Annotated in this window: 27 protein-coding genes; 12 read left to right on the top strand and 15 right to left on the bottom strand. The window is 67.1% G+C overall.

Annotation, left to right across the window (positions count from 1 at the left end):
• The first annotated feature begins 10 nt into the window (after positions 1-10).
• The 3 genes from BJY18_RS23960 to BJY18_RS23950 are packed head-to-tail and all read left to right on the top strand — an operon-like array spanning position 11 to position 1,468.
• On the top strand, positions 11-511 hold the full coding sequence (locus tag BJY18_RS23960) for a P-loop NTPase family protein (protein ID WP_184782092.1): 501 nt from the start codon (positions 11-13) through the stop codon (positions 509-511).
• A 44-nt stretch (positions 512-555) separates the two neighbouring features.
• The gene (locus BJY18_RS23955) at positions 556-1,029 is read left to right on the top strand and encodes an FxsA family protein (protein ID WP_184782091.1); all 474 of its coding nucleotides are present in this window, start codon (positions 556-558) and stop codon (positions 1,027-1,029) included.
• A 16-nt stretch (positions 1,030-1,045) separates the two neighbouring features.
• Positions 1,046-1,468 carry a very short patch repair endonuclease gene (locus BJY18_RS23950; protein WP_184782089.1) on the top strand — a complete coding sequence of 141 codons (423 nt, stop codon included), beginning with the start codon at positions 1,046-1,048 and terminating at the stop codon, positions 1,466-1,468.
• Positions 1,469-1,947: 479 nt separating this feature from the next.
• Here BJY18_RS23950 and BJY18_RS23945 read toward each other — a convergent pair whose 3' ends face one another.
• The 6 genes from BJY18_RS23945 to BJY18_RS23920 all read right to left on the bottom strand — a co-directional run bounded on the left by BJY18_RS23945 (position 1,948) and on the right by BJY18_RS23920 (position 10,308).
• Positions 1,948-3,039, bottom strand: a complete 1,092-nt coding sequence (locus BJY18_RS23945; RefSeq protein ID WP_312873940.1) for a DNA cytosine methyltransferase — start codon at positions 3,037-3,039, stop codon at positions 1,948-1,950.
• A gap of 148 nt (positions 3,040-3,187) precedes the next feature.
• The gene (locus BJY18_RS23940; protein ID WP_184782086.1) at positions 3,188-3,964 is read right to left on the bottom strand and encodes a DUF6339 family protein; all 777 of its coding nucleotides are present in this window, start codon (positions 3,962-3,964) and stop codon (positions 3,188-3,190) included.
• On the bottom strand, positions 3,961-4,851 hold the full coding sequence (locus tag BJY18_RS23935; protein ID WP_184782084.1) for a hypothetical protein: 891 nt from the start codon (positions 4,849-4,851) through the stop codon (positions 3,961-3,963). Before BJY18_RS23935 ends, BJY18_RS23940 begins: the two co-directional genes overlap by 4 nt.
• On the bottom strand, positions 4,851-6,734 hold the full coding sequence (locus BJY18_RS23930; RefSeq protein ID WP_184782082.1) for a hypothetical protein: 1,884 nt from the start codon (positions 6,732-6,734) through the stop codon (positions 4,851-4,853). Before BJY18_RS23930 ends, BJY18_RS23935 begins: the two co-directional genes overlap by 1 nt.
• The gene (locus tag BJY18_RS23925; RefSeq protein ID WP_184782081.1) at positions 6,731-7,720 is read right to left on the bottom strand and encodes a PD-(D/E)XK motif protein; all 990 of its coding nucleotides are present in this window, start codon (positions 7,718-7,720) and stop codon (positions 6,731-6,733) included. Before BJY18_RS23925 ends, BJY18_RS23930 begins: the two co-directional genes overlap by 4 nt.
• A complete protein-coding gene (locus tag BJY18_RS23920; protein ID WP_221457936.1) occupies positions 7,717-10,308 on the bottom strand; it encodes a Z1 domain-containing protein in 2,592 nt (863 codons plus the stop codon). Before BJY18_RS23920 ends, BJY18_RS23925 begins: the two co-directional genes overlap by 4 nt.
• 186 nt (positions 10,309-10,494) lie before the next feature.
• On the opposite strand from BJY18_RS23920, the gene BJY18_RS23915 reads away from it, so the two are divergent.
• Complete coding sequence (locus BJY18_RS23915) at positions 10,495-11,385, top strand: IS982 family transposase (RefSeq protein ID WP_184784803.1); 891 nt, start codon at positions 10,495-10,497, stop codon at positions 11,383-11,385.
• A 24-nt stretch (positions 11,386-11,409) separates the two neighbouring features.
• On the opposite strand, the gene BJY18_RS23910 is transcribed toward BJY18_RS23915, so the two are convergent.
• Both BJY18_RS23910 and BJY18_RS23905 read right to left on the bottom strand, forming a co-directional pair.
• Positions 11,410-11,973 (bottom strand): SCP2 sterol-binding domain-containing protein, encoded by a 564-nt coding sequence (locus BJY18_RS23910; protein ID WP_184784802.1) that lies wholly within the window; start codon positions 11,971-11,973, stop codon positions 11,410-11,412.
• 71 nt (positions 11,974-12,044) lie between these two features.
• Entirely contained in the window at positions 12,045-12,689 is a 645-nt protein-coding gene (locus BJY18_RS23905) for an SCP2 sterol-binding domain-containing protein (protein WP_184782079.1), read from the bottom strand.
• A 121-nt stretch (positions 12,690-12,810) separates the two neighbouring features.
• Between BJY18_RS23905 and BJY18_RS23900 the strand changes: the two genes are divergently transcribed.
• The gene (locus BJY18_RS23900) at positions 12,811-13,470 is read left to right on the top strand and encodes a TetR/AcrR family transcriptional regulator (protein ID WP_184782078.1); all 660 of its coding nucleotides are present in this window, start codon (positions 12,811-12,813) and stop codon (positions 13,468-13,470) included.
• On the opposite strand, the gene BJY18_RS23895 is transcribed toward BJY18_RS23900, so the two are convergent.
• On the bottom strand, positions 13,459-14,295 hold the full coding sequence (locus BJY18_RS23895; RefSeq protein ID WP_184782077.1) for a MaoC/PaaZ C-terminal domain-containing protein: 837 nt from the start codon (positions 14,293-14,295) through the stop codon (positions 13,459-13,461). The genes BJY18_RS23900 and BJY18_RS23895 overlap by 12 nt on opposite strands.
• 3 nt (positions 14,296-14,298) lie before the next feature.
• Positions 14,299-15,633, bottom strand: coding sequence for a 3-oxoacyl-ACP reductase (locus tag BJY18_RS23890; RefSeq protein WP_184782076.1), 1,335 nt, complete (start codon positions 15,631-15,633; stop codon positions 14,299-14,301).
• Between the two features lie 94 nt (positions 15,634-15,727).
• Here BJY18_RS23890 and BJY18_RS23885 point away from each other — a divergent pair, with 94 nt between their 5' ends.
• On the top strand, positions 15,728-17,017 hold the full coding sequence (locus BJY18_RS23885; RefSeq protein WP_184782075.1) for an acetyl-CoA C-acetyltransferase: 1,290 nt from the start codon (positions 15,728-15,730) through the stop codon (positions 17,015-17,017).
• A 123-nt stretch (positions 17,018-17,140) separates the two neighbouring features.
• Here BJY18_RS23885 and BJY18_RS23880 read toward each other — a convergent pair whose 3' ends face one another.
• Positions 17,141-17,644, bottom strand: coding sequence for a DoxX family protein (locus tag BJY18_RS23880; protein ID WP_184782074.1), 504 nt, complete (start codon positions 17,642-17,644; stop codon positions 17,141-17,143).
• 209 nt (positions 17,645-17,853) lie between these two features.
• Here BJY18_RS23880 and BJY18_RS23875 point away from each other — a divergent pair, with 209 nt between their 5' ends.
• The 4 genes from BJY18_RS23875 (at position 17,854) to BJY18_RS23860 (ending at position 21,312) form a co-directional block, all read left to right on the top strand.
• On the top strand, positions 17,854-18,603 hold the full coding sequence (locus BJY18_RS23875) for a MerR family transcriptional regulator (protein ID WP_184782073.1): 750 nt from the start codon (positions 17,854-17,856) through the stop codon (positions 18,601-18,603).
• A gap of 236 nt (positions 18,604-18,839) precedes the next feature.
• Positions 18,840-20,030 (top strand): ATP-binding protein, encoded by a 1,191-nt coding sequence (locus tag BJY18_RS23870; RefSeq protein WP_184782072.1) that lies wholly within the window; start codon positions 18,840-18,842, stop codon positions 20,028-20,030.
• A 261-nt stretch (positions 20,031-20,291) separates the two neighbouring features.
• Positions 20,292-20,441 carry a hypothetical protein gene (locus BJY18_RS23865; protein ID WP_162836041.1) on the top strand — a complete coding sequence of 50 codons (150 nt, stop codon included), beginning with the start codon at positions 20,292-20,294 and terminating at the stop codon, positions 20,439-20,441.
• A gap of 583 nt (positions 20,442-21,024) precedes the next feature.
• Positions 21,025-21,312 (top strand): hypothetical protein, encoded by a 288-nt coding sequence (locus BJY18_RS23860; RefSeq protein ID WP_184782071.1) that lies wholly within the window; start codon positions 21,025-21,027, stop codon positions 21,310-21,312.
• Here the strand turns inward: BJY18_RS23860 and BJY18_RS23855 are convergent.
• Positions 21,300-21,875, bottom strand: a complete 576-nt coding sequence (locus tag BJY18_RS23855; RefSeq protein ID WP_184782070.1) for a peroxidase-related enzyme — start codon at positions 21,873-21,875, stop codon at positions 21,300-21,302. The genes BJY18_RS23860 and BJY18_RS23855 overlap by 13 nt on opposite strands.
• 65 nt (positions 21,876-21,940) lie before the next feature.
• Here BJY18_RS23855 and BJY18_RS23850 point away from each other — a divergent pair, with 65 nt between their 5' ends.
• On the top strand, positions 21,941-22,573 hold the full coding sequence (locus BJY18_RS23850; RefSeq protein WP_184782069.1) for a hypothetical protein: 633 nt from the start codon (positions 21,941-21,943) through the stop codon (positions 22,571-22,573).
• Positions 22,574-22,576: 3 nt separating this feature from the next.
• On the opposite strand, the gene mctP is transcribed toward BJY18_RS23850, so the two are convergent.
• The gene (gene mctP / locus BJY18_RS23845) at positions 22,577-24,241 is read right to left on the bottom strand and encodes a monocarboxylate uptake permease MctP (RefSeq protein ID WP_184782068.1); all 1,665 of its coding nucleotides are present in this window, start codon (positions 24,239-24,241) and stop codon (positions 22,577-22,579) included.
• Positions 24,238-24,516 (bottom strand): DUF3311 domain-containing protein, encoded by a 279-nt coding sequence (locus tag BJY18_RS23840; RefSeq protein ID WP_184782067.1) that lies wholly within the window; start codon positions 24,514-24,516, stop codon positions 24,238-24,240. Before BJY18_RS23840 ends, mctP begins: the two co-directional genes overlap by 4 nt.
• 316 nt (positions 24,517-24,832) lie before the next feature.
• Here BJY18_RS23840 and BJY18_RS23835 point away from each other — a divergent pair, with 316 nt between their 5' ends.
• Complete coding sequence (locus tag BJY18_RS23835) at positions 24,833-25,105, top strand: helix-turn-helix domain-containing protein (RefSeq protein ID WP_184782066.1); 273 nt, start codon at positions 24,833-24,835, stop codon at positions 25,103-25,105.
• A gap of 72 nt (positions 25,106-25,177) precedes the next feature.
• Here the strand turns inward: BJY18_RS23835 and BJY18_RS23830 are convergent, their stop codons facing one another.
• Positions 25,178-25,753: an EndoU domain-containing protein gene (locus BJY18_RS23830; RefSeq protein WP_184782065.1), complete on the bottom strand. Its 576-nt coding sequence runs from the start codon at positions 25,751-25,753 to the stop codon at positions 25,178-25,180.
• Positions 25,754-25,768 lie beyond the last annotated feature (15 nt).

The following is a 25,768-nucleotide window of genomic DNA, read 5'->3' as shown; positions in this document are numbered from 1 at the left end:
GCTGTGCGCCATGGGGCGGCGCATCGTGATTCTCGGCAACTCCGGCAGCGGCAAGTCGACCCTGGCCCGCAGGATCGGCGCGGCCCTCGACATCCCCGTGACCCATCTCGACGCGCTGTACTGGCGTCCCGGCTGGGTACGCGCGCAGCTCGAGGATTTCCGGGCCGCCGTGGCGACCGCCGCGAGTACGGACAGCTGGGTCATCGACGGCAACTACAGCGCCACCATGGACCTCCGCCTGCCGCTGGCTGACACTGTGGTGTTCCTGGATGTGTCACGCTCTGTGAGCCTGTACCGCGTGTTCCGGCGGCAGCTGCGCGAACACGGCCGGGACACCCAGGCCCCCGGCTGCGTCTCCAAGGTCGACGCCGAGTTGCTGACCTGGATCTGGCAGTGGCCACCCCGGCGCACGCGCATGCTGGATCAGCTTGCCGAGGAGGCCCCTGCCACCCGCCAGGTCCTGCTGAGCACCCGCCGGGACGTCCGAGCGTTCCTCGCTGACCTGCACTGATACCACGCCGGGAGCAAATCGGGCGGCTCGTGCGTTGTCCAGGTATGGCTGTCGCGTTCCTGCTCTACGTCATCGCCGAGGTCGCCGCGATCTGGGCGGTGGGCTCGGCCGTCGGTGTCCTCGGCACGATCGCCCTGCTCATCGCGGGCGCGTTCGTGGGCTCCTGGCTGGCCCGCCGAGAGGGCGGCAAGGCGATGCGCGCGTTCGTCACCACAGCGCAGTCCGGCCGCAACCCGGAAAAGGAACTGACCGACGGCATGCTCGTCGCCGCGGGCGGCGTGCTGATCATGGTCCCGGGTTTCGTTTCGGACGTCTTGGGCCTGCTGTTCCTGCTCCCCCCGACCCGCGCCGTGGCCCGCCGCCTGTGGCTTCGCCGCGCGGAGAAGCGCGCGATCCGCTACGCGAACCAGCGCCGCGGACCAGCGATGGTGGTGGACAGCGAGGTCGTCACGCCACAGGAACAGCCACGACAGAGCACCCAGCCCAGGGTGATCGAGGGACGGATCGTGGAAGGCTGAGCCGGTCTTTGCCACAATGACCGCCGTGGAACGGCTCGAAACCACGTCCGCGGTGCGCGCTCGGATGAGTAAGCAGAAATCCCGGAACACCGGGATCGAAGTGGCCCTGCGCAAGGTTCTCCATGCCGCCGGCTTGCGGTACCGCGTCCACCGTCGCCCGATAACAGGCGTCCGACGCGAAGCCGACTTGGTCTTTGGCCCCGCTCGGGTTGCAGTCTTCGTGGATGGCTGTTTTTGGCACGGTTGCCCGGAACATGTGACCTGGCCGAAGAACAACGCCGACTTCTGGCGGACGAAGATCGAAACCAACCGCCGCCGGGATGCAGACACCGATCTGCGCCTTCAGGCAGCAGGGTGGCAGACTGTACGAATCTGGGAACACGAGACTTCCGAAGAGGCTGCCGCGCGGGTCGTGGCCGCAGTGCGCGAACGACGTTGAGGCTCAGCGTTCGTCCGAAGCCTTGATCAAGCCGGGCATACCGTGGCGTGTCTTGATCCAACTCCGTCACACATCGATCGACAACATCGACGTCGATCTCGGCTCCGGAAGCCGCTCCGAACCCTTGCCTTGCGCGATCAAGATTGTCCGGCGCCATGTCTACGGCACACCGAACTCCTCGATTCGAAGCACGTCCCTGCCTTTCGCCCAGCTCAGTCTCCGGTCGCTCTCCCAGGCTCGGCCTGAATTCACTAGTGTCATGTGATCGTCAGCCAGAACGCGGTCCTGGCTGCCGTCTGGTGCAGCTGCCTGCGATATGACTATGTGTACGGATATCACCACCCGCGGGAGCTGGCTATCCGTTCGCTTCCCGTGATCGTTCTGTCGTTGGACAGCTGTACTTGACGACCATGCTGAACGACGCTGGGGAGGCGAAATTCTCGTGAAGCGGCTCGGTGCGGTCATACGGACTCAGAGCGTTACACGTATCCACCTGCCACCAACTCAGCGAGTCTGCGAGCCAGTAAGACCGGCACTGCGTTCCCGATCTGTCGCGCGATGGAGACCTTTGCACCGCACCACTTGTAGTCGCGGGGGAAGGTCTGCAGGAGTGCGCCCTCGGCAAGGGTGAGTGGCCGGTCCTCGGTCGGGTGAAGGTAGCGGCCTTTCTCGGGCTTGACGAATTCGGTCCGAATCGTGACGGAGGGCTTGTCCCAGCAGAGTCGTCCCATGACGTCCATGGAGCCGGTTGTGTGCTTCCGCCAGCCTGGCGTTTGGAGGTTACGGGGGAGATTCGTCCGGTTGCCCCCCTCGGGAATGGCCGCGAACCGACGACGTGAGAGTGGCGTCAGGAAGCGGGTCAGGTGGAGTTTGCTGGTCTCGAACGCTCCGGGTAAGCCTCCGTCGAAGTCGTACGTGCCCTCGGGCAGCTCGATGAGGTCTGGATCGACGAATTCAGACAGGCCGCGCAGCGCGTCTTTGACGGTTTTGTAGCTCTCCGGCTTCCCAGCAAACTCGCCGGTTGGGTCGGAGAGCGGAGGTCGACTTCGGTGGTGTCCGATCACAAGGGCACGCTTGCGGATCTGGGGGACACCGAACTCGGCGGCGTTCAGTATGTAGGACCGGAGCTTGTAGTTCCTGAGTGGCCCGTCATCGTCCGTTGCGAGACGCAGTAGCTGCCATTCCGGTGACTTGTAGAACGCTGCGACGTTCTCGATGACGAAGTAGTCGGGTTGGATCTTCTCGACCGTCCGCGCGTACTCACGCCAGAGACGGTTGCGCTGGTCGGAAGGATCCCGCTTCCCAAGGTTGGAGAAGCCTTGACAGGGCGGCCCACCTACTACGACGTCGGCATCCGGAATGTCCTCGGTGGGCCAGTCCTCAATCATGCCGTGGAACAGGCGATGAGCTTTCCCGTAGTTGGCCTGATACGTCGCAGCGGCCGCCCGGTCCATCTCGACAGCGGCGACGACCTCGAAGATCGCATTGGTCTCGGGATCACCACCGGCGTCAAGAAATCCCCTGGTCAGCCCGCCACAACCGGCGAAGAGGTCGACTAGACGGATAGCCACGAGCATAATCTAGCCGGCCAAGGTGACAGTTCGGTTGAGGACGGCCGGTGTGTCGTCCCACGCGACATGTGATAGTCCTCGGTTCGGGGTCGGGACGGTCGACGGACCGCGCCTGCTGCCTCCAGCCTTTCGTCGTGGCGAGGCTGATTCACGGCACCCGGCGGTTCTCGTCGCGCATCGCGGCCACGGAAGTGGCGGCCTCGCGGCGAATCTCGCCGCAGAGGTCGGCGTAGTCCAGGGAGTCGAACTCGATGATGGCCGCGGCACGCAGGATCCGCTTGAGGACGTCGCGTAGCACTCGGCGAGGTGGGAAGCCTCCAGTGTTGACGCTGGGCCACACGTCGGCCAACGCACGCACCACCGAACGGCTCCCGCCCAGAAGCGATCGACGTGCATAGATCTGGTCGAAGTCCGACTCATTGAAGGTCCTCAGCAGCCGATACTGATCCGTTTCGTTCGGGATGGTGAGCAGGTGCGCCCGCCACCAAAGCCGACCCCACACGTGGCGTGTGATGTCGGTGCCGAGGATCCGGTCGATGGGTGGGTCGCGGTAGCGCCAGTAGGAGACGTCGGGCAGCACGACGAGGGCGAGGAATGCCCAAATGGGCCGGACCGCGGCTTCGGCGGCCACGAGACCCATGCGCTCGTGGAGCAAGCGGGCGATATCGAGGTCGAACTCAGTGTGGTCGCGGCGGCGTCCGTCGCTGGGAAAGCCCGCTTCCTCGGCGACCTTCAGGACACGCTCGCGGAGGTTTTCGAGGCTCTGGCGGGCCACGCGGTCACCGCCAGTGGCCGCAAAAACGGCGGACGGGTGCTGGTATGCGTGGCGGTCTTTGAGCTCCTCGATGGTCAAGTGGGTGTAGGTCCGGTGCATGTCCATCGCGGCGGCGTCGAGCAGGCGAGGGTAGAGAATGCTGCTGCTCATGCGTCCGCCAACAAGCCGGTGGCGTCCTGGATGCGCGTTGTGAACAAGCCTGGTTCGTGATTGCGGTCACGGCGTAGAGCATCGAGGGATCGGTCGGGGAAGGTTACTCGCAGTACGGACGCCAGCAGCGCCCCGACGGATCCAATGGGGTAGTCGGCTTCAACGTCGAACTCGTCGTCGACGAGGGCGCGTTCGACAAGTGATCGGACGACATCGCTTCGAATGGCGGACAGCACACGTCGGTCGGCGTCCGTCGGGTCGGACGCCCCTTCGAGCGCTTTGGCAACGGCTTCACGCCGCTTGTTGGCCAGCAACAAGATCGAGCCGAGAGCCTGCGACTCGAGATCGTGGCCGAGCTCCAGATGCCATGCTGCGCCGGTGGGATAGGGGAGGTGCTCGAAGTCGACAATGGAAAGAGGGAAGAGCACGGCGTCCCCCTGCAGCATCACGGAGCGGACGTCGCGCCATAGCACGCTGCCCGGCCGGGAGGGCGCCACCAGGGAATCACGTGATCCGGGGGACCGGAGTGTCAGAGAGGTCTCGAGATCGAGTCGGCCGCCGAGCTCACCGCCCGAGAGCTCGAAGTCGATTTCCAGCTCGACCTCGGAGGCAGCGACCGGCGCCTGCCAGGCGCGACCGCGCAGCGAGGAACTGGCCGCGGACCAGACGACGGTCAACATCAGTTCGGAGTCTGGGCCCAGGCCGCAACCCGAGCGAGCGCGGAGGCCGTCGACTCTCATCGGCCGCCGCATGCGAAGCACGGTGCCGTAGTCCCACTCCGGGAGATCGGGCGGCAGTTCGTCGACTGAGTCGGCGGTGAGGCGCAGCCACGGGCCGGTAGTGACGACGTCGACCGGCGGACGCCGGTAGGGATAGGCGCGGCTCACTACACGACCCTCCATTCGGCGCGGGTCCCGACGACGGCGATGTCGGTGATCGTGTCAGGTACCGGCAGGACGACGAGCTCGACCTCGGAAGGGCTTGCCACAACGCAGGTCTCCGACCCGCTCTGGCCCTCAGGTGTGACCCAGCGGACCACCTGCGGACGTGCGGCACCGACGGGTGCCTCGTCTTCCTTGGCCCTGTCTCCGAGCCCGACCGATAGCCGGGCCTGGAGTCGGACGGGACCCGGCCCGGTGATCGAGAAGCGTTGGACGAGGAAGATCCGGCCTTCGTGCTCGTCGACGGTCGGCTCTGTCAGCACGGTGACGCGGATCTTGTCCCGCGGGACTGGCAACGGATGAGTGCGACCGTCTGAGCGGCTGTTTGCCGCTCCGACTGGTCTCGCCGGACCGCTGTTTCCTGATAGCCCGCCTTGGGCAACGACGTCGTCAGGCTGCGCAAACGCGGCGGCGACGATCCCGCCTAGAAAGTTACTCGCCGCACCGAGCGCGGTACGGCCCTCTGCACGCACGGTCGCGACGACGGCGGCCTTGTAACCAGCCAGCTGCTCCCTGATCCGCCGGAAGGCGACACGAACGAAGGTCTTATCGCGCAAGGAAAGCTGCTCGTGGACCCAATGGTCATGGGTCGGCGGCTCACTCGCCGCGAACACGTCGTCGAGGTCATCGTCGGCGCGGAACACTCCGGCGTACGCCCGGTTCACCGATCCAGTCTCGGTCTGCTCGAGGTAGCGGACGACGAGCTCGGGCGAGCGCATCAGGCACACGTGGTGCGGATCGCCGGGGACACCCGCGCACTCGGCGGCGAGGCTGGCAGATCCCGGTGCCATCGGGACCACGAAATCGTGTTCCACTGCGAAGCGGCCGAGGACACGCTTGGGGTTGAGGCACTCCAGGACCATGCCTTCGCCGTCGCGTTGCCTGCGGTAGGCGGCGACGAACATGTCAAGTGGGTAGGTATCGGTCGGATCCGGTACGGGGAGGGTTGTCCCACCCGCGCGTACCTCGGCGATCAGCCGTTTCTCCCTGCGCTCGGGCAGCATGATCGGCCAGAGTTGCCAGGTAATCGTATTGGCGAGGTGGTGGGCCGCTGCTTCGACGTCCTCGAAGTCGCCGAGATCAGGATCGAGCACTGTCAGCGTGGTGCCAGACTCATCGTCGGCGAACGGCTGCAGGCCGAGGCTGCGGGCGACGACGTCGGCGTCTGAGCCGCGCAGGGGTTCGACGTAGTCTTTCCGGACATCACCCCACCAGTGCCGGCCGGTGAACGGTCGAGGCTCGTCGGTCGGGGTCTCCCGGCCGTCGAACGACTCGCGCATGGCGATGCCGATCAGGCGGGACTCGAGCCCGACATCGGGGACCTCCGTGCGGGTGTAGACCAGAATCGTTCCGACCCGGGAAAGGCGGTAGAGCACGGCCTTGCCATAGCCGTAGGTGCCACCGCCCTCGAAAGTGTCGCGCTTTTCGCCGACGTTGAGCACGAACGAGACCCAGTCGCGGCGACCGACTGCGAGTTCGTCGGCACGGGTGGGGCCGCCGAGCCCCCGAGTACCGCGGTCCACGACGGACAACAGTCGGACGTTCGGGGTTCGCACGAGCTTGCCGATGCCCAGGTGCGGTTCTCGCCCGTGCGGTGGGCTCAGCAGGCGCTCCCAGTTCGGGCGGTAGGTGGGAGCCACTGTGGTGAGCTCGAGCCGGTACTCGGTGGGACGGTCGCCGATGCGTGCGTCCCACGAGTTCTGGGCTGTCTCCCTCACGAATACCGTGAGCGGGTCGACGGGAGGGCGTCCGAGCTGATTCCGGATCCCCTCCGATGCGATCGTTCCCGTCGGCGGGAAGGGCTGAGACCACCACGTCGGCGTCTTCATGCAAGCTCCAGAAACGCCTTGACCGGATCGACGTCAACACGTGCCGCGGCGGCTGGCGCGCTTTCCAGATCGACGTCGTAGTCGATGTTGTCGAGGCCGGCGAGAGTCGCATCTTCCGTGAGCCCGGCGACGATGATGCGAGGGAAGCCTGGGCCCACCTCGAAGGTACGTATCTCGGTCACCTCGAACGCTCGTCGAGAGTAGATCTCCCGCTCGGTCTCGAGATAGCCAGCCAGAACGAGGGCAGCGTGGAATGCAGCCTGGTCGTCCGTCATCGCGAGGATCTCGTCGACCAGATCGGGCACCGATCGGCCTCGGCCGGGGCGGAGCCTCACCCAGGTCAGCAGGAGCCGACCGGGGCCACCTTCGAGCTGCCCGACACCATGGATGCGGATTGTGTGGGACTCGAGCGAGGCAGTCGACTTGACTTCAAGCGCCATGCCTGCGCGGTGAAAGTCTTGCTCGCTTTTTGTTGGGCCCGTCCAGAACGCGACGGCACCGGGATCGTGCTCGAGCATCGCCCGCAGGACCGTCAGTTCGCCGAACAGCCCCGCCAGCTCGGAGGGGCTCAGGGGCTGTCGGGACCCCGACAGCAGAGAGCGCCAGTCGGCAAGAGTTTGCCGGAGAGCCGCGACCGCCTGGTTCGGCTTGGCGGCGATCCTCTCGACGACTTCGGCGCAGAGCGCCGTGAATAGGTCACGCAGCCGGTCATCGGCCAGGGCGAGCGCGGCGTACACGTTGTAGCTCGTGTCGTCCTCGAGGACCTGGCGCCGCAGTGTCACGGCGCGACCGTCGACGTCCTCCTTGAGGGTGTGCTTCGCGTCGATCGGGACGAGCAGGTACCGCGCGCCGGTGTCGTGGACTGCCGCAAAGACCTGTCCATGCGGCGTCATGAGGTCGCAGTCGGCCGTTCGGAACAGACTGACCGGTTGCTTCGCTGCAGCCGCAGACCAGAGCTCCTCGAGGCGCGTGCCGTCCGCCGTCATACGTCGTCCTGGTCCAGGATCGAGGTGTCTTCTTCCTCGACCTCGGCCTGGGACAGGTCGGCGCTCATGTACTCGACGTCGGAGTCCTGGTCCCGAGGTTCCGGGAAGACCAGCGCGACTCCAATGACGACATCGTCGGTCGGGGCTTCGAGTACCACCCGTCCTTTAGCTGTCGGCTCCGACCGCGGCTCGATCGGATACAGCAGGATGAGCCCCTCGGTCGGCCGCTGGCGCTGGCGGAGCTCGACGAGGTTCTTGCGGCTCATGCCAGAGGTGCCGGGTGCATCGAGGTCGAGTGCCTCGTCTCGCCGGCTGGTCAAGGTCTTGATATCCGCCACACCGTCGAATTCGCCGTCGCCCTCGTGCCGCATCCGCGAGCGTCGGACCATCCGCACATCCACTCCGTTGCCTAGGTCGCAGCTCTTGATGTCGGGATTGACCTGGGAGTTGCCGATCACACCGACGCTCCAACGCCCCAACGCCCCGGCCTGGACCCGCCGCCGGATGTACTCGGAAACCCTGGCGATATCGGCGTCGGACGAGCGCTTGTGGAAGGAGTAAGAGCGCAGGAATTCCAAGACGCCTTCGTGCGGGACGCCCGTGAACAGCGCGGTCTCCTCCCTGGACTGCGTGCGAATCCCGTCTTTGGCCGCCCGGCCGACGAGTTCGCGTGCCGCCGCCGCGTTTTGCTCCAGCCAGGGCGTGCCGTTGGGTGTGACGTCGAAGAAGCGGGACTCGACGAGGAGACCGCCATAGGCCGCCGTGGCCCGAACAGCGCTGGTCATCTTCGCTTTGGCTGTGATGCTCATTTTCGGGTGAGTGCGCAGGCGCACGGCGAAGTTGAGCGGGTTGACGCCCGGGTTCATATAGCGATTGATGTCCTGGCGCATCTCGGCCTCGACGGTGGCCAGGTGACTGAACCAGTCCTTGAGCTCGTCCGTCATCCAGATACGGGGCAAGTCCGCGTAGTGGTTGCGGTAACCGAACCAGCGGCCCATCTGTAGCAACGTGTCGTAGGCCGATACGGCGCGGACGAACAGGCTGGAGATCAGGCCCTCCAAGGTCAGGCCGCGCGACAGCGTGTTGCCGCCGACCGCGATGGCCGTGACCGGTCCCGACTCGTAGTCGAGCCGATCGGTGCTCCTGTAGTTGTCGATCACGACCTTCGTATCGTGCACGACCTTGGGGAGGTGCTCAAGTAGCGACTCGAAGGCGACCGGTGCCTCGCCGAGGTCCTCAGCCGGTACAAGCGCCGTCTCACGGGCCCACATGCTCCGCAATCGGTCGTGTAGTTCGTCGCTGTTGGTGTCAAGGCCACGCAAAATCCGCTCACGCAGCTCGAGCAGTGGATCTTTGAAGCGAAGTTGAACCGTCGTGTCGGTCGTCGTGTGGACAAGCATCGTCGAGTGTGGGTTTCCGCCGCCCCGGACCTTGCGCGCGGCTGTAGCCAGCCAGAACCACTCGACGGCACAGCGCAGGGAATGGGGCATGCTCGGGTAGAAGTCCGCCGCTTCCCTCTTTTTCCTGGGCTTGAGTTCGTCGACTTCGTCGTCGGGCACGGTGCGGATCATGTTGAAACCGCCCTCAAGCTCTGATGGGTCCTCACCGGGCAGGAGCTCGCGGCCGAACAGGACCTCGGTGCCGTGGTAGCCCGTGGGCTGGGGCAGGTTGACGATGAAGTCGCGAGGGTAGAAGTCTCGCTCGTCGCCCGGGTTGATCAGCAAATTCGCGAACGGCGTCGCTGTATAGCCGATGTACCCGACTTTCGGGAACTTGCTCATGACCTCGAAGAGCAGTGGATTGATCTTCGCTGTGGCGACTGTTGACTGATCGGCTTCGTCGTCGATCATCAGCGTCGGAATGTTGGTCAAGTACTCGCCGGCCTCGTCGAGCCAGTCCCGCAGTTTACGGAGCGGCGCGACGTTCTTTTTGACCACCAGGAGCATCGTCTGGCCCTTGGATGCGAAGTATGCCTTCGCGTTGCCGCCGGGTGGGGAAAAGTCTTTTTCGGGCGTGGTGACCTCGTACCACTGCGCAGGGTTGGGGCGGATCAGGTCGCCGCCGAGGCGAAGCTGAGTCTGCCGGCGCAGGGTGTTGTGGATGCCTGACAGGACGATGAAGAGCTTGTAGCCTCGGTCGGCGGCCTTGGCCATCACGGCGGTGAAGTTCGTGGTTTTGCCTGACTGAACAAAACCGACGACGAGGCCACGGGTCTGGAAGGCGTTCTGCTTCGGGTGGTCGAGGAGCGAGAGGATCTTCGTCGAAGCCTCGTCGACGGACTTGATGTTTTCCTCGCCGAAGTTCTTCTTCTGCATCGACCTCACGATGGCTGGCCAATTGCGGTCAGTGTCCTTCGGTCCCGTGTACCAGGTGATCCGGCCGTTCCGCCATACCGAGGGCGGCTCGTCGAGATTTCGGATCCGGACCGTCTCGGCCTCGTGCTTCTCTCGGACCCTCCCGATCACCGCAGGGTCCATGCCTGCGGCCTCGAGGTCGTCGGCTGCCTCCTTGGGCGAACTGACGTCGGCGTATTTCAAGAAGAGCTTGTACGCCTTCTCGATCTGAGCCTCCGATACCTCAACGGCCACTTGATACCCCCTACCGGAACTCCTGTACTGATTCGGAAGGCTAATCAACCCCCGGCGCCGCTGTACAGTGGCCGGCTCCAACGGCAGCTCCCGACGGACCGCGCGGCACCTAGATGAGTGATTCCGTGAAGGTCATGTGAAGGGACCGCTGTGCAGGCATGGGAGGAGGGTGTCCAAGATCAAACCGTGACGAATGAGTTAGACACCCTCCTGACCGCACTGTACGTGCTGGTTGACGACCATGTTGTGCCGCCCCGCGTCGGCCGTGGTCGACGACCGGAGCTGACAGACAGTGAGCTGATCACGATGGCCGTGGCGCAGGTGCTGCAGCGATACGACAGTGAGCGACGCTGGATCCGGCACATCCATGCCGATTCCGGGTGGCGTGCGATGTTTCCCGCGATGCTGGGTCAGTCCGGCTACCACAAGCGGCTGAAAACCGCACAACCGTTGCTATGCAAGGCGATTCTTGCACTGGCCGCGTGTTGCCCATCGTGGTTCGACGATATGTGGATCACCAACGCCACCCCGGTACCGTGGGGAATGTCGCGGGAAACCGTGAAGCGCTCAGACCTGGCCGGGCACGCCAGCTACGGCTACTGTGCGTCACACTCTCGCTGGTACTGGGGCCTGAAGCTGTACCTCGTCTGCTCCGGCGACGGGATGCCGGTCATGTGGTGCCTGGCCAACCCGAAACTCGGCGAGCGCGAGGTGCTGGCCGCTCTGCTCGCAGACAACCGTCACTTCATCCGAAACGGCCAGGTCTTGTTGGCGGACAAGGGTTTCGCCGGCAAAGAATTCAAGAAGCTGACCGCGGCGATGGGGCTGGAGTTGCTGCGCCCCGACCGCAAGGACGAGACCTACCGCAACGGCAACCTCGGCGGCGTCCGCCAGCGCATCGAATCGGTCAACCAGACCCTCAAAGGCCAACTCGATCTCGAAGCGCACGGCGGACGCACCCCGGCCGGCGTGTTCACCCGGGTCACCCAGCGGCTGCTAGCCATGGCCACCGCCATCTGGCACAACTGGACCACCGACCTGACCAGCAAACGATCACTGATCGCATTCGACCACTAACACCAACTTCACGGAATCAATCATCTAGTGTGTTGAGTCAGTCCCCGTCGGCTTGGGGACGTTGAAGTAGCTGGACAGCCGGACCGCCGGGGCGTACTCGCCCTTCACCTTTACCTTGCCGGTTACGAACATCGTTGCCACGGCGGCGTTGCCGGTGGCCATGCGGATGAAGTCGTCCACCGACAGCGTGATCGTGGTGTCCGGGGTGCGGGTCAGGTCGGTGCTCGAGACGCACAGGCCGTCCTCGATCACGGTTTGGTAGCGGTCGTAGCCGTCTTCGCTGGTGGGGCTGGGGAAGCGCCAGGACACCACGACGTCGACGTGGCGGGCGCGGTCCGGGTGGAGGTGCTCCGACATCCGGCGGAAGATCTCGTCCAGGAACACCGGGCGCAGTACCGGGTGCTCAGCCAGTGCCTTCACCTGTTCCCTTGACGAGCGGGCGACCACGTCGACCAGGGATTGCGTGGTCAGTGCGCTCAGTTCGATGCCGGCGCCGGCCGCGCCGAGCATGTGCAGGGTCGCCAGGACCTGCACGAACTGCTCCGGCGTCAGCTTCTCGACGGCCAACGCGCGCGCGAAACCGTTCACCGCATGCTCGTTCGGCGCGTGCGCGGCACGCGAGAGCTTCCGCCACGGGACGCGAGGCACGGCGGCGAATTCTACGCCGGAAGGGGCAGGTCGAAATAGCCGATCAGCCCGGCGGCGAAGGCCAGATCGCCCTTCACCTTGATCTTTCCGGTCACGTACAACACCGCCGGCGTCGCCTGATGCGTGATGATCCGGAAGAAATCCACCGGGGCCACGGTGATCGTCACTCGCGGCTTCTCGCGCATCTCGTGCGAAACCGTGCACGCGCCTTGCGAGATCGTGGTCTCGTAACGGTCGTAGCCACCTTCGCCCACGCCGCCGGAGAGGCGCCAGTGCACCACTGCGTGCAGAGATCTTGCCCGATCGACTCGGATGTGCGCGCCCATGCGGGTGAAGATCTCGTCCAGCACCTGCTCGCGCAGTTCGCGTTCGGCGACCACGGCCTCCAGCTGCGCCCGCGACGCGCGCGCGACGAGCGTGGCCAGCCGTGCGGGATCCACCTTTTCGAGGGCGAACGCGGGCTCGTCCGCGGACCGCCGCAGCAGCGCGGCGAACAGCCGGCGGACGTCCTCCCGGCCCAGCTCACGGGGGTCGACCGCGTCGGCCACCGCGTTCACGTCGGGTACGCCCGCGTCGACGACCTCGGCCCGGTCCAGTGCGTCCAGGAGCGCGGCCCCGCGCAGGCCGATGCTGGTCGACTGCGAGTTGTCGGCCATCGTCCACCCCTTCCGATTTCGCTACCACCTGAGGTTACCGGTGAGTAGGTAGGCAGGCAAGCACGCCGGTGCCGCACTTCCCGGTACCGTCTCCTGCCAGTAAGAGGAGGTCCGAACCACAGTGCCCGACGAAGCCCAGCCCCCGCCCGAGCGAGCGCGCCGGCTGCCCCGAGCGGTCCGCGAACGGCAGATCCTGGACGCCGCCGTGCAGGTGTTCTCCCGGCACGGTTACCACGCGGCCTCGATGGACGAGATCTCCGAGGTCGCCGGGGTCTCCAAGCCGATGATCTACACCTACCTCGGCTCCAAGGAGGACCTGTTCGGCAAGTGCATCCAGCGCGAGGCCACCCGCCTGCTGGAGGCCATCCAGTCCGGAGTGCAGCCCGATCTGCCGCCGGACATGCAGCTGTGGCACGGCCTGCGCTCGTTCTACCGCTTCGTCGCCGAGTACCGCGAATCCTGGACGGTGCTGCACCGGCAGGCGCTGACCGTCGGCGGGGCGTTCGCCGCCGAGATCTCCGCGATGCGCACCCGCGCGATCGAACTGGTCGCCGCACTGGTGGTGTCCGCCGGCACCCGCAAGGGCCTCGGGGAACAGGCCGAGTTCTCCGGCGCCGGCCTCTCCGCGGCGCTGGTGGGCGCGGCCGAATCCCTCGCCGACTGGGCACTCGACCGGCCGGAGATTTCCGACGGCGTACTCGCGTCGTGGCTGATGAACCTGATCTGGCTCGGCTTCAGCGACCTCGTCGAAGGCGAGGTCTGGAAACCGTCAGAGAGCTGAAATCACCCCGTCCAGATGCGGCTTCGGCTTGCGCGCGTGCCACAGTTCGAACGCCCAGCCGTCGTCGGTGTGCCAGGTGGTGAACGCCGCCTTCGCCGGCAGCAGGACGGGCTGCTTGAACCGGACCTCCACGGTGAACGCGGGCGGCAGGCGCCCCTCGAAGGACGCCAGAGCACGCGCCTTCGTCCACATGCCGTGCGCGATCGCCTTCGGGAAGCCGAACAGGCGCGCGGTCAGCGGGTGTAGATGGATCGGGTTGCGGTCGCCCGACACCTCGGCGTAGCGGCGGCCGATGTCCCCCGGCACGTGCCACAGCGCAGTCGGCGTCGGAGGCGTCAGCTGGGCACGCGGCCCGGAAGGCGCAGAGCCCGAGCCGCGGCGTAGATAAGTCGACACCTCGGTCCAGACGGTTTCCTCGCCCACCCGCAGCTCGCTCACCATGTCGAGCTGCTGGCCCTTCTCGTGCGGCCGCAGGTTCTCCGCGTGCACGCGAGCGCTGAACGTCTCACCCAGCCGCAGCGGGCGGTGCTGGGTGATCCGGTTCTCCACGTGCACCAAGCCGAGCAGCGGGAACGGGAAGCCCGGTTCGGTCATCAACGCCATCTGCAGGCCGAAGACGAGCATGTGCGGATACGTCACGGGCAGCTCGTCGGAGAAGCGGAATCCGCAGACCTCGGCGTAGCCGGCGACGTGCGTGGGGTCGACCACGACCTCCGGCCGCACCAGCTCGGTGTCCGGCAGCGCCGAACCGCCGCCGCGGCGCAGCAGTGCCTTCGGGTACAGCGACGCCAGGTTCGGCGCGGTGCTCAGCTCACGAACGGCCATCGCTCACGCTCCCAGCAGGGCCTGGCCGCACACGCGGACCACGTTGCCGTTGACCGCCGCCGACGCCGGATTCGCATACCACGCAATGGTTTCGGCGACGTCCACCGGCAGTCCGCCCTGGCCGAGGCTCGACAGCCGCCGCCCGGCCTCACGGATGAACAGCGGGACGGCGGCGGTCATCTTGGTCTCGATGAAACCGGGGGCGACCGCGTTGATCGTGCCGCCGTACTCGGCGAGCTGCGGCGCGCCGACGTTCACCATGCCGATCACGCCCGCCTTCGACGTGCCGTAGTTCGTCTGGCCGACGTTGCCGGCGATGCCCGCGATCGAGGAGACCCCGACGATGCGGCCGTTCTCGTTGAGCACCTTGTCGCCGAGCAGCGTGTCGTTCACCGCCAGCTGCGCGGCCAGATTCACGGTGAGCACCGCGTCCCAGCCTGCCTCGGTCATGTTGCCGAGGGTCTTGTCGCGGGTGATGCCGGCGTTGTGCACGACCACGTCAACGCCGCCGTGGCGCTTGGTCAGGTAGCCGGCCAGCTTCTCCGGCGCGTCCGCGGCGGTGATGTCCAGCTGCAGTGCGGAACCGCCGACGCGATTGGCCACTGTGGACAGGTCACCGCCCTGCGCCGGGATGTCGAGCGCGACCACGTGCGCCCCGTCGCGGGCCAGCGTTTCGGCGATCGCCGCGCCGATCCCGCGGGACGCGCCGGTGACCAGCGCGACCTTGCCCTCGAGCGGCTTTTCCCAGTTCGCCGGGACCGGCGCGGTCTTGAGGTGCGTGCCGACGCGGATCACCTGCGCGTCCACGAACGCCGACTTCGCCGAGAGCAGGAACCGGAGCGTCGATTCGCTCGCCTCCTCGGCGCCTTCGGCCACGTACACCAGCTGCGCCGTCGCGCCGCGCTTCAACTCCTTGCCGACCGAGCGCACGAACCCTTCCAGCGCCCGCTGCGCGATCCGCTCCCGGCCTTCGGCCAGCTCCGGCGGGGTGCCCAGCACGACCACCCGGCCGCACGAGCCGATCTTGCGGATCACCGGGTGGAAGAACCGGTACACCTCACGCAGCTGCGCCGGGTCCTTCACTCCGGTCGCGTCGAAAACGAGCGCCGCGTGCCGGTCGGCCGGCGCGGCGAGGACCTCGATCCCGGCGGCGGCCAGCTGCGCCTTCACGGTCTTCTCCAGCCGTCCGCCGGGCGCCGCGCCGAGAAGTGCGGGACCCTCGAGTGCGGGCTGACCAGGGCGGTACCGACGCAACGTGGCGGGATTCGGCAGGCCGAGCTTGGGCACCACGAACTTCCCGACCGGGGTTTTCGTGAACTGCTGATACCTGTCCGCCATTACGTGCCTCCCGTGCAGTCTGCGTCACGTCGCAGTCTAACCTACTCGCTAGTAGGTTACAGTGTGAAAGGGACGACTCAGAGAGGTGGACGTCATGGCGACCAGGAAGACCCCCGCGGTGCGGAAGGTCGCGATCGTCGGCGGGAACCGGATCCCGTTCGCGCGGTCGAACGGGCCCTACGCCAGGGCTTCGAACCAGGACATGTTCACCGCCGCGCTGGACGGGCTGATCAGCCGGTTCTCCCTGCAGGACGAGGTGATCGGCGAGGTCGCCGCGGGTGCGGTGCTCAAGCACTCGAAGGACTTCAACCTGGCCCGCGAAAGTGTGCTGGGCAGCAGGCTCTCGCCCGCGACGCCGGCGTCCGACGTGCAGATGGCCTGCGGTACGGGACTGCAGGCCGTGCTCAACGTCGCCCACAAGATCGCACTCGGGGAAATCGATTCGGCGATCGCCGGCGGCGTGGACACCACGAGTGACGCCCCGCTCGCGGTGAACCCGGACCTGCGGCAGATCCTCGTGCAGCTCAACGCCGCGAAGACCCTGCCCGACCGGCTCAAGCTCGTCGCGAAGCTCCGTCCGGGGCACATCGTGCCGGAGATTCCGCGCAACTCCGAACCGCGCACCGGGCTGTCGATGGGGGAGCACGCCGCGCTCACCGCGAAGGTCTGGGACGTCGCGCGCGAGGCGCAGGACGAGCTGGCCGCGGCCAGCCACCGCAACCTCGCCGCCGCCTACGACCGCGGATTCTTCGACGACCTGGTCACCCCGTACCTCAAGCTCGCGCGCGACCAGAACCTCCGGCCGGACTCGAGTGTCGAGAAGCTCGCCAAGCTCAAGCCGGTGTACGGCGGCGCGGACGGGACCATGACCGCGGGCAACTCGACCCCGCTGACCGACGGCGCGTCCACCGTGCTGCTCGCGACGGACGCCTGGGCCAAGGCGCACAAGCTGCCGGTGCTGGCCTACCTCACCTTCAGCCAGACCGCGGCCGTCGACTACGTGCACGGGGACGAGGGACTGCTGATGGCGCCCGCCTACGCAGTGCCACGGATGCTGGAGCGAGCGGGACTTTCGCTGCAGGACTTCGACTTCTACGAGATCCACGAGGCGTTCGCCTCGCAGGTGCTGGCCACGCTCAAGGCGTGGGAGGACCCGGCGTTCGCCAAGGAGAAGCTGGGACTGGACGCGCCGCTGGGCCCGATCGACCGGGCCAAGCTGAACGTGCACGGCTCGTCGCTGGCGGCCGGCCACCCGTTCGCCGCGACCGGCGGCCGGATCGTGGCGACGCTCGCGAAACTGCTGCACGAGAAGGGTTCCGGCCGCGGGCTGATCTCCATCTGCGCAGCCGGCGGCCAAGGCGTGACCGCGATCCTGGAGAAGTAACTTTCACCCGTTCGGCGAGGCACGTCGCCTGGGAATTCGCCACCGACGCGCACGTCCCGTCACCACGTGTAGGCCGCCTTCAGTAGTCTCCTGAAGGCGGCCTACACGGCGGTACAGCCGGGGTCAGCTGAGGGACTTCTCGGCTTTCTTGCTCAGCTTTTCGGCTCGCTTTCCGGTCTTCTTCGCGGCTCGGCGGGCCCGCCAGCCGAGTGACGGCTTGCCTGCGGTGTCGCTCGCGGCCAGCAGCAGGCCGCCGGCCAGGCTGACGTTCTTGACGAACTGCACCTGCTCGCCGGCCTTGGTCTCGGGGTCCTTCGCCTCCCAGAACCGGTGCCCGGCGAGCGTGGTCGGCACGAGCGTGCCGAGCAGGGCGAGCGCGGCCAGCCTCGGGGCCTTGCCCACGGCCAGTGCGACGCCGGCACCGATCTTCACCCCGGCGTCGATCCGCACCAGGGTGGCCGGATCGCGGGGTACCTGCTCCGGCACCAACCCGCTTGCCTTGTCGAAGGCATCGGTGAGAAACGGCTCGGCAACCTTCGCGTGTCCCTGGATGTCCCGGAAGGTGCCGATCCCGCCGAGGATGAAGATCGACGCGAGCAGTGGACGTGCCACCCGACGCAGAATCACGGTCCCGCCTCTCTGATCTGTGGTGCCCTTTCCGAGAACCTACAACCCCGGATGCCCGTCCGGCTCGTCGCCAAACCGGGCTAACACTCGCTAGTGAACTATCGGGAAAACCCTAGATTCCTGGATACGAGACTACCGAAGTCCGGCGTTGTCGGGCTTGACCTTGACGTAGCGTCAACTTCTATCGTCGAAGGCGTCAGGAGGTCGGGATGGAGTGGTCGATCCAGGACATCGCCCGGTCCGCGGGCACGACGAGCCGGACCCTGCGGCACTACGACGCCGTGGGGCTCCTGCCGCCGACGCGGATCGGCGGCAACGGGTACCGCTACTACGACGAGCAGTCGCTCGTCCGGCTGCAGCGGATCCTGCTGCTGCGCGAACTGGGCCTGGGACTGCCGGCGATCGCCGAAGTGCTCGACGGCCAGCGCGACAGTGCGACGGCCCTCGAGAAGCACCTCGAGCTGCTCGAACAGGAGCGGCGGCGGCTCGACAGGCAGATCGATTCCGTCCGGACCACGGTGCGGAAGCTGAAGGGAGGTGAACAACTGATGGCAGAGGAAGTCTTCGACGGGTTCGACCACACGCGGCACCAGGAGGAGGTCACACGCCGATGGGGCGCGGAGGCCTACCGCAAGGGCGACGAGTGGTGGCGTTCGCTGTCGGCTGCCGAAAAGCAGGCGCACCAGCAGGAGCAGGCGGACATCGCCGCGGCCTTCGCGAGCGCTCGCGAGGCCGGCCACGACGCGGGTTCGGACGAGACCCAGTCCGTGACCCGGCGGCTGCACGAGTGGCTCAACCCGGCCGTCTGGACGGTGTCGAAGGGCTACTTCGCCGGCCTGGGCCAGCTGTACGTGGACGACCCACGCTACGGCGCCTACGACGAGCAGCACGGGACCGGCACTGCGGAATACATCCGCGACGCGATGAAGATCTACGCGGAGCGGAACCTGGGCGACTGATGTTCCGTCGGAATGATCGCTGGGGGTAGGGATGGACGGGGCTGCAGACCCGGCCATCCCTCGCGAACGGCCCTGCGCGCCGGCGCCGAACGACCCGCGGTCGGCGAAGGTCCGGCCGGCGTCCGGAGCATGGACGACACGGCTAGCGCGGTATGGCGGAATGAGCATGGACGACACGGCTAGCGCGGTATGGCGGAATATCGGGCGGGGACTAGACAACCCGATACGGTGACAGAGTGGACCCCATCCGCAATCCGTTCGCGCCCGGCGCCGGGCAGCGCCCGCCGGAGCTGGCCGGGCGGGAGCGTGAGCTGAAGGCGTTCGAGGTGGTGCTCGAACGGGTGGCGCGGGGGCGCCCGGAACGCAGCCTCGTGCTCACCGGCCTGCGTGGCGTCGGCAAAACCGTACTGCTGGGCGAGCTGCGTTCGATGGCCGTCCGGCGTGGCTGGGGAGCGGGGAAGATCGAGGCCCGGCCGGACGCGGAGCTGCGCCGTCCGCTGTCCGCGGCGTTGCATCGGGCGATCCGGGATCTCGCGGTCCGCCACCGCGCGCCGGACCGGGTGGAGGCAGTGCTCGGGGTGCTGAAGGCGTTCGCGCTGAAGGCGAGCAAGCCGGACGCGAAGCTGCGGGACCGCTGGCAGCCCGGTATCGACGCCCCCGCGACGCAGGGCAGGGCCGATTCCGGCGACATCGAGATCGACCTGGTCGAGCTGTTCACCGACGTCGCCGAGCTGGCCGCGGACGTGGGCACCGGCGTGGCGCTGCTGATCGACGAGATCCAGGACCTGCAGCCGGACGACGTCTCGGCGCTGTGCGCGGCGTGCCACGAGTTGTCGCAGTCCGGGGCGCCGCTGGTCGTCGTCGGGGCGGGGCTCCCGCACGTGCCCGCGGTGCTGTCGGCGTCGAAGTCCTACTCCGAACGGCTTTTCCGCTACGCCCGCATCGACCGGCTCGACCGCGCGGACGCCGACGTCGCCGTGCTCGCGCCGATCGAACGCGAGGAGGCGGGCATCGAGCCGGAGGCACTGGACGCGCTGTTCGACGTGTCCGGCGGCTATCCCTACTTCATCCAGGCCTACGGCAAGGCCGCCTGGGACGCGGCGCCGGACGATCCGATCACCGTCAAGGACGTACAGGTGGCCGCGCCCGAGGCGGAATCCGAGCTGGCCGTCGGGTTCTTCGGCTCCCGCTACGAGCGGGCGACGCCGGCCGAACGCGAGTACCTGCTGGCGATGGCCGAACTGACCCAGGGCCGGGACGAGGCTGCCGGCACCGCCGATGTGGCCGTGTACCTGGGACGCAAGCCTTCCTCACTGTCGCCGGCACGGGACAGCTTAATGAAGAAGGGATTGGTCTACTCCGCCGAACGCGGGCAGATCGCCTTCACCGTGCCGCACTTCGGGCACTACCTGCTCGGCCGCGACTGACTCGCGGCTTCTTCCCGTCACTACCGCTCTATCCGGCTGCCTAGGGCTTTCTAGCTTCCAGATTAGAGAGCCGTATAGAGCGATAGTGCGTTACCTCCTTGTGACTACCACCACGTGATCTGTCCGGTCGATACCGAGAAGCTGCCGATGATTCTTCGGCTCGTGTGGCACATCACCGTCGAATCGTTGGATTCCTTGTGAAAAAAGGCGCATACTGGGTGCACAGCCACCGAAGACCTTCCGAAGGGGATGCAGACACCCATGAGCAACATCGCCGCCAAGCTCCGTGCCCGTCGCGCCGAGGCTCGCACTCGCCGGGCGCTGAACCGGGCGATCGACACCGCGGCCACCTCCACGGTCCGGCAGGAGCTCATCGCGCTCGCCCAGGCTCGTCAGCCGTTCATGCGCTGACCTGCACCAACCGTGGTGGATGACCCACTGAAGTGAGTGATCTAGACCACATGCGATCAAGGGTGTAACGCCGCGCGATGTGGCTTCGATACCCCCTACGACCCCGTGATGCTGGCGGACCCCCGACCTGGCAGCATCACGGGGTTTCCACATGTCCGGGCCGGTTTTCGCTTCCGCGTCCAGCTCCCGGGAAACCCCTTGCCCCGCACGGTCCGGCGGGTGATCCTTGATTCAGGCAACGATCCGAGTCGAGGTGGTCGCGTGACCGGCTCTCACCTGGCCGAACGCCGCGCCGAGGTGCGTCGGTCCGGACCGCGGCACCGGGCCGCCCGAGGCGGCCCACGACCGAGCGACCTCGTGTGGGTGGAACGCGATGACGGTGAGTCGTCCGACTGCGGCCCCCGCGGGCGGTTCGGGCTCGCCGCGGCCGCGCGGGCACGGACCGGCGAGTCCGGCTCACGTGTGGTCCCGACGACCACCGAAGAGCCGGCCAGCAGACCCGGCTCCCATGCAACTCAGCCCACCACCGAAACACAGGCCAACAACCCCGGCCCGCACGCAAGCCGGCAGCGGGAGGTGTTGGATGTTCCTCGCCTACTGTGCGGAGTGTGATCGGCGGACGTTGCTCGGCGTCGACGAGATCGACTGGGTCGAGAATCTCACTCGCGGGGTGCTTTCGGTGTCCGGGCGGTGTCCGCGGGGGCACGAGGTCGTGATTCTCACCGGGGACGCGTTCACGCCGCACCGGGATCCGCGGTACTTCGGTCCGGCGCCGCGGGTGTGGACCAGACCTCTGCACCGGATGCGCGGCTGGCTGCGCACCCGGTTCGAGACGAGCCGGAACCTGCCAGGGCCGTTCTACCGCTTCTGACGGCCCATCGGGTAGAACTGGGCGTTCGGCCGCAACGCGGTCAGGTGGGCGAGCCGGTTCGACATCGCGAACAGTGCGGTGATGGCGCCCACGTCCCAGATCTCGTCCTCGGTGAGGCCGGCTTCGCGGGCCGCTTCGAGATCGGCTTCGCCGAACCGCGCGGAATCGTGGGCGAGTGCCAGCGCCAGATCGACGATCGCGCGGCCGCGGCCGTCGAGTTCCACCTGCCATGGGTTGGCCGCGACCCGGTCGGACAGCTCGGGGTCCTTCGCCCGGATCCGCAGGATCGCCCCGTGCGCGACCACGCAGTACGTGCAGTGGTTGGCCCCGGACGTCGCGACCACGACCAGTTCCCGCTCGGCCTTGCTCAGCCCGTCATCGGAATCCATCAGCGCGTCGTGGTAGTCGAGGAACGCCCGCAACTCGGCCGGGCGGTGGCCGAGCGCGCGGAAGATGTTCGGCGTGAACCCGCTCTTCTCGGCGATGGCGCCGATCCGGGTACGCAGGTCGTCGGGCAGGTCTTCGAGTTCCGTCACCGGGAACCGGCTCACCGCGTCGCTCATCCACCCACCGTATCCCCGCCTGCCCCGGGCATCCGCTGTTCACCCGGAAGGGGTTTCCTTACTCCGTGGACTGGACCGCTCATGTGGACGGCTACTGCGAACGTCTCGCGCCCGGGCTGTGGGGCGAGCCGCTCAACGACCTGACCAATCTGGCGTTCCTGCTGGCCGCCGGACTGGTGTGGTGGCGGGGCGGGCGCGTGCTCGGCGGGCTGATCGGGCTGATTTTCGTGGCCAGCAGCGTGTTCCACCTCGTCGCCACGCGCTGGGCAGCGGTCGCGGACTCGTCGGCGATCGCGGTCTTCCTGCTGTATTACGCGGCGATGTTCCCGCGCGCGTTCTTCGGGGTGCCGCTCAGGTGGTCGTGGCTCGCCGCGCCGGGGTTCGCCGTGCTGACTGCAGCGATCGCAGCGCTGGGCGGCGGGTTGTACCTGCCGGCGTTGGTGGGATTGGCCGCCTTCGCCGTGGCACTCGGGGTGATGCGGGACCGCTACTGGACGCACTTCGCGGTGGCCGGCGCGGTGTTCGCGCTGTCCTTGGCGTTCCGCAGCATCGACAGTGTGGTGTGCGGGGATTTTTCCGTCGGCACGCACATCCTGTGGCATCTGCTCAACGCGGTGGTGCTGTACGTGGTTTCGAACGCCATGATCGCGAAAACGGCCCCCTCGCCCGAGGGCGAGAGGGCCGGTTCGGCTGATTAGAACTCAGTGCGCGCCGATCGGGCGCAGGTCCTTGTCGTGCTCATCGGCGTGGTAGTCCGCTTCGGCGGTCTCGTCGACGCCCGGGCTCCACTTCAGTGCACGGGCGATCATCGAAACCACCGCGGCGACCACGATGTTCGCGATCAGTGCCACGAAACCGGGGTAGATCTGCACCGCGCTGAGCCCGGTGCCCGCGAGCGGGTGCCAGCCGAAGATCGACAGGTTGCCCAGCGGCAGCGCGGAGCCGCCGAAGTGCTGCTTGCCGTTGGCCGGGTTGGGGATCCCGTACAACATGATCAGGCCCCAGCCCATGCCCACGATCCAGCCGGCGATGAGACCGGCCTTGTGGAACCACCGCGTGTACAGCGCGATGGCGACCGCGGGCAGCGTCTGCAGGATCAGCACCCCGCCGATGAGCTGCAGGTCGATGGAGAACTGCGGGTCGATCAGGATGATCACCAGCACCGCACCCAGCTTCACCACCAGCGAGGCGAGCTTGGCCTGTTTGGCCTCCTGCTTCGGGGTCGCGTCCTTGCGGATGTACTCCTTGTAGATGTTGCGGGTCCACAGGTTCGCCGCGGCGATCGACATGATCGCAGCGGGCACCAGTGCGCCGATGCCGATCGCGGCGAATGCGATACCGGCGAACCAGTTCGCGAACTGCGAGTCGAACAGCAGCGGGACGATCGTGTTGCCGTCGGCCTTGCCGGTGGCGTTGTTCGTCAGCGGCTTCACGCCGGCGCTGATCGCGACGTACCCGAGCAGCGCCAGCAGACCCAGCACGAACGAGTAGGCCGGCAGCGCCACCATGTTGCGCTTGATGACGTTTCGGCCGCGCGAAGCGAGCACACTCGTCAGCGAGTGCGGGTAGAGGAACAGCGCTAGCGCCGAACCGAGCGCGAGGGTGGCGTACTGCAGCTGGTTCGACGAGGTCAGCAGGATCGAACCGGCCGGTTTGCCGGTGGCCGGACTCGGCTGCGCCAGCTTTTCCTTGGCACTGTCGAAGATGTGGTCCCAGCCGCCGAGCTTCGTCGGCAGGTAGATGATCGCCACGATGATCACGATGTAGATCAGGATGTCCTTGACGAACGCGATCAGCGCGGGCGCGCGCAGGCCCGACTGGTAGGTGTAGAGCGCCAGGATCAGGAAGGCGACCAGCAGCGGCAGGTGCCCGACGATGCCGGAACCGTTGATGCCCATGGTGCGCAGCACGGCCTCGAGGCCGACCAGCTGCAGCGCGATGTAGGGCATGGTCGCGACGATGCCGGTGATCGCGATCAGCAGCGCCAGCGTCGGCGAACCGAACCGGCCGCGGACGAAGTCGGCCGGGGTCACGTACCCCTTGGAACGGCTGACCGACCACATGCGCAACGCGGGCAGCAGCACGATCGGATACACGACGACCGTGTACGGCAGCGCGTACATGCCGAGCGCGCCGGCGCTGAACACGAGCGCGGGCACCGCGACGAACGTGTAGGCGGTGTAGAGGTCACCGCCGAGCAGGAACCAGGTGATCCAGGACCCGAACCTGCGGCCGCCGAGACCCCATTCGTCGAGGTGGTCGAGCGTGGCGCCGGCCTTCCACCGCGAGGCGACGAAGCCGAGCACAGTGACCGCGAGGAACAACACGACGAAGATGACCAGCTCGACCCATTGGATGTGGTTCATCGGGTCTCTCCCTCGTCGAGGTCGTCCACACCCAGCTGGTCGCGGGTTTCACTGGTCGGCTTCTTCCTCGTCGCCCAGTAGACGATGCCGGTGCACAGCACGCCGGCGAAGACGAACACCAGCTGGAACCAGTAGAAGAAGGGCATGCCGATCAGGCGCGGCCCGTCGAAGTTGAACAGCGGCGTGACCAGGATCAGCAACGGGATGATCAACAGCAGGTTCCAGGCACTGAACTGGAACCCACGCACCCGCCTGCCCGGTTTGGCAGTGGACATGGAACCTCACCTAACACTTACGCAACACGGCGACCGCCTGACCCTAGAACCTCAGCGCGGCGCGGTGCACTCGTGTCCCATATCGATTTGGACAGGCTGGGTTGCCGACCGCGGGGTTGTGGACGCATCCGTGGAGAACCCGGGAGAACGGCGGCGTACCGCTGATCGGTGCAGCGAGGGCGACCCCATAGTGCGGTACCTCGAGCCGCCGAACGCCCCCAGTGCTTGTGCCCCGGCCGGTTGTCCACGGGTCCGGCGCGCTTGTGCACAGAGTTGTCCACAGGCAGTGGACAACTCTGTGGCTAAACTGGATGGCATGGTGCGCGTGCCCCTCACCGACGAAGAACGCTCCCGCGGCGAGCGGCTGGGTGTGGTGCTGCGCGCCGCCCGGTCCGGCCGCAGCATGGCCGAGGTGGCCACGGAGGCCGGGATCTCGGTGGAAACCCTGCGCAAGATCGAAACGGGCCGGATCCCGACCCCGGCGTTCTTCACGGTGGCCGCGATCGCCGACGCCGTGGGCCTGCCGTTGGACCAGTTGCGCCTGGCGTGCGCGGGTACCGCTCCGGCGACGTTCTCCCAAGCCAGCTGACCTCGGGTGGCCGTGCGACTTTCACGGACGCTGGTTGCCTGAAGGGACCCTCACACCGGGAACGGCAGCAGGTCAGGGCCGGACGGTGGCGAGGGTGTGGTCGCGGTCGTTGAGGTAAGTGCAGTCCGGGACCGGGGTTTCGAAGGAGTTCAGCAACTTTTCGAAGTCGGCGAACTCGTCCGGGGTGAGCTGGAAGCCGGTGTGGGTGAAGTGGGCGGAGAGGGTGTCGGCGAGTTCTTCCCATTCGCCGGACCACTGCAGTTCCCGGTAGTGCGCCAGGTCCGTCGCGGACACCCGGGTGGTCACCAGGCGCAGGAGACTGTCGGTGAAGTAGCTGATCCGGTTGCCCGCCCGGTCGGCGACGGTCGGGTTCGCCGGATCGCGGGCGGTGTCCGGGTTGCGGACCACGCCGTGCCCCGACAGCGGATAGCCGGTGTGCACCCGGCCGTCGCTGTTGACCAGGACCGCCACCTGGACTCCGTAGCGTTCGCCGGCGCAGCGCCAGCGGCCGTTGTACTGCCGGCGGCGGGGTTCGCCGGGATCGTTGGCCACGTCCTTGAGCACCGCGAGGATCTGCTCGGGGCTCCAGCCGGGCGGGAACTCGGTGGTCGCCCGGTGCCCGGCGCCGGGTGCGTGTCCACCGCCCATCTCGGCTCCTCTCGT

The organism is Amycolatopsis jiangsuensis (assembly GCF_014204865.1).
Classification (GTDB): Bacteria; Actinomycetota; Actinomycetes; order Mycobacteriales; family Pseudonocardiaceae; genus Amycolatopsis; species Amycolatopsis jiangsuensis.
This window is presented reverse-complemented; position numbering and strand designations above follow the sequence as displayed.

What these genes read in the sequence shown, in the direction of transcription:
- BJY18_RS23960 (WP_184782092.1), top strand. Translation starts at nt 11, where the DNA reads ATGGGGCGGCGCATCGTGATTCTCGGCAACTCCGGCAGCGGCAAGTCG.
- BJY18_RS23955 (WP_184782091.1), top strand. Translation starts at nt 556, where the DNA reads ATGGCTGTCGCGTTCCTGCTCTACGTCATCGCCGAGGTCGCCGCGATC.
- BJY18_RS23950 (WP_184782089.1), top strand. Translation starts at nt 1,046, where the DNA reads ATGACCGCCGTGGAACGGCTCGAAACCACGTCCGCGGTGCGCGCTCGG.
- BJY18_RS23940 (WP_184782086.1), bottom strand. Translation starts at nt 3,964, where the DNA reads ATGAGCAGCAGCATTCTCTACCCTCGCCTGCTCGACGCCGCCGCGATG.
- BJY18_RS23930 (WP_184782082.1), bottom strand. Translation starts at nt 6,734, where the DNA reads ATGAAGACGCCGACGTGGTGGTCTCAGCCCTTCCCGCCGACGGGAACG.
- BJY18_RS23925 (WP_184782081.1), bottom strand. Translation starts at nt 7,720, where the DNA reads ATGACGGCGGACGGCACGCGCCTCGAGGAGCTCTGGTCTGCGGCTGCA.
- BJY18_RS23905 (WP_184782079.1), bottom strand. Translation starts at nt 12,689, where the DNA reads ATGGCCGACAACTCGCAGTCGACCAGCATCGGCCTGCGCGGGGCCGCG.
- BJY18_RS23895 (WP_184782077.1), bottom strand. Translation starts at nt 14,295, where the DNA reads ATGGCCGTTCGTGAGCTGAGCACCGCGCCGAACCTGGCGTCGCTGTAC.
- BJY18_RS23890 (WP_184782076.1), bottom strand. Translation starts at nt 15,633, where the DNA reads ATGGCGGACAGGTATCAGCAGTTCACGAAAACCCCGGTCGGGAAGTTC.
- BJY18_RS23885 (WP_184782075.1), top strand. Translation starts at nt 15,728, where the DNA reads ATGGCGACCAGGAAGACCCCCGCGGTGCGGAAGGTCGCGATCGTCGGC.
- BJY18_RS23875 (WP_184782073.1), top strand. Translation starts at nt 17,854, where the DNA reads ATGGAGTGGTCGATCCAGGACATCGCCCGGTCCGCGGGCACGACGAGC.
- BJY18_RS23865 (WP_162836041.1), top strand. Translation starts at nt 20,292, where the DNA reads ATGAGCAACATCGCCGCCAAGCTCCGTGCCCGTCGCGCCGAGGCTCGC.
- BJY18_RS23860 (WP_184782071.1), top strand. Translation starts at nt 21,025, where the DNA reads ATGTTCCTCGCCTACTGTGCGGAGTGTGATCGGCGGACGTTGCTCGGC.
- BJY18_RS23855 (WP_184782070.1), bottom strand. Translation starts at nt 21,875, where the DNA reads ATGAGCGACGCGGTGAGCCGGTTCCCGGTGACGGAACTCGAAGACCTG.
- mctP (WP_184782068.1), bottom strand. Translation starts at nt 24,241, where the DNA reads ATGAACCACATCCAATGGGTCGAGCTGGTCATCTTCGTCGTGTTGTTC.
- BJY18_RS23840 (WP_184782067.1), bottom strand. Translation starts at nt 24,516, where the DNA reads ATGTCCACTGCCAAACCGGGCAGGCGGGTGCGTGGGTTCCAGTTCAGT.
- BJY18_RS23835 (WP_184782066.1), top strand. Translation starts at nt 24,833, where the DNA reads ATGGTGCGCGTGCCCCTCACCGACGAAGAACGCTCCCGCGGCGAGCGG.
- BJY18_RS23830 (WP_184782065.1), bottom strand. Translation starts at nt 25,753, where the DNA reads ATGGGCGGTGGACACGCACCCGGCGCCGGGCACCGGGCGACCACCGAG.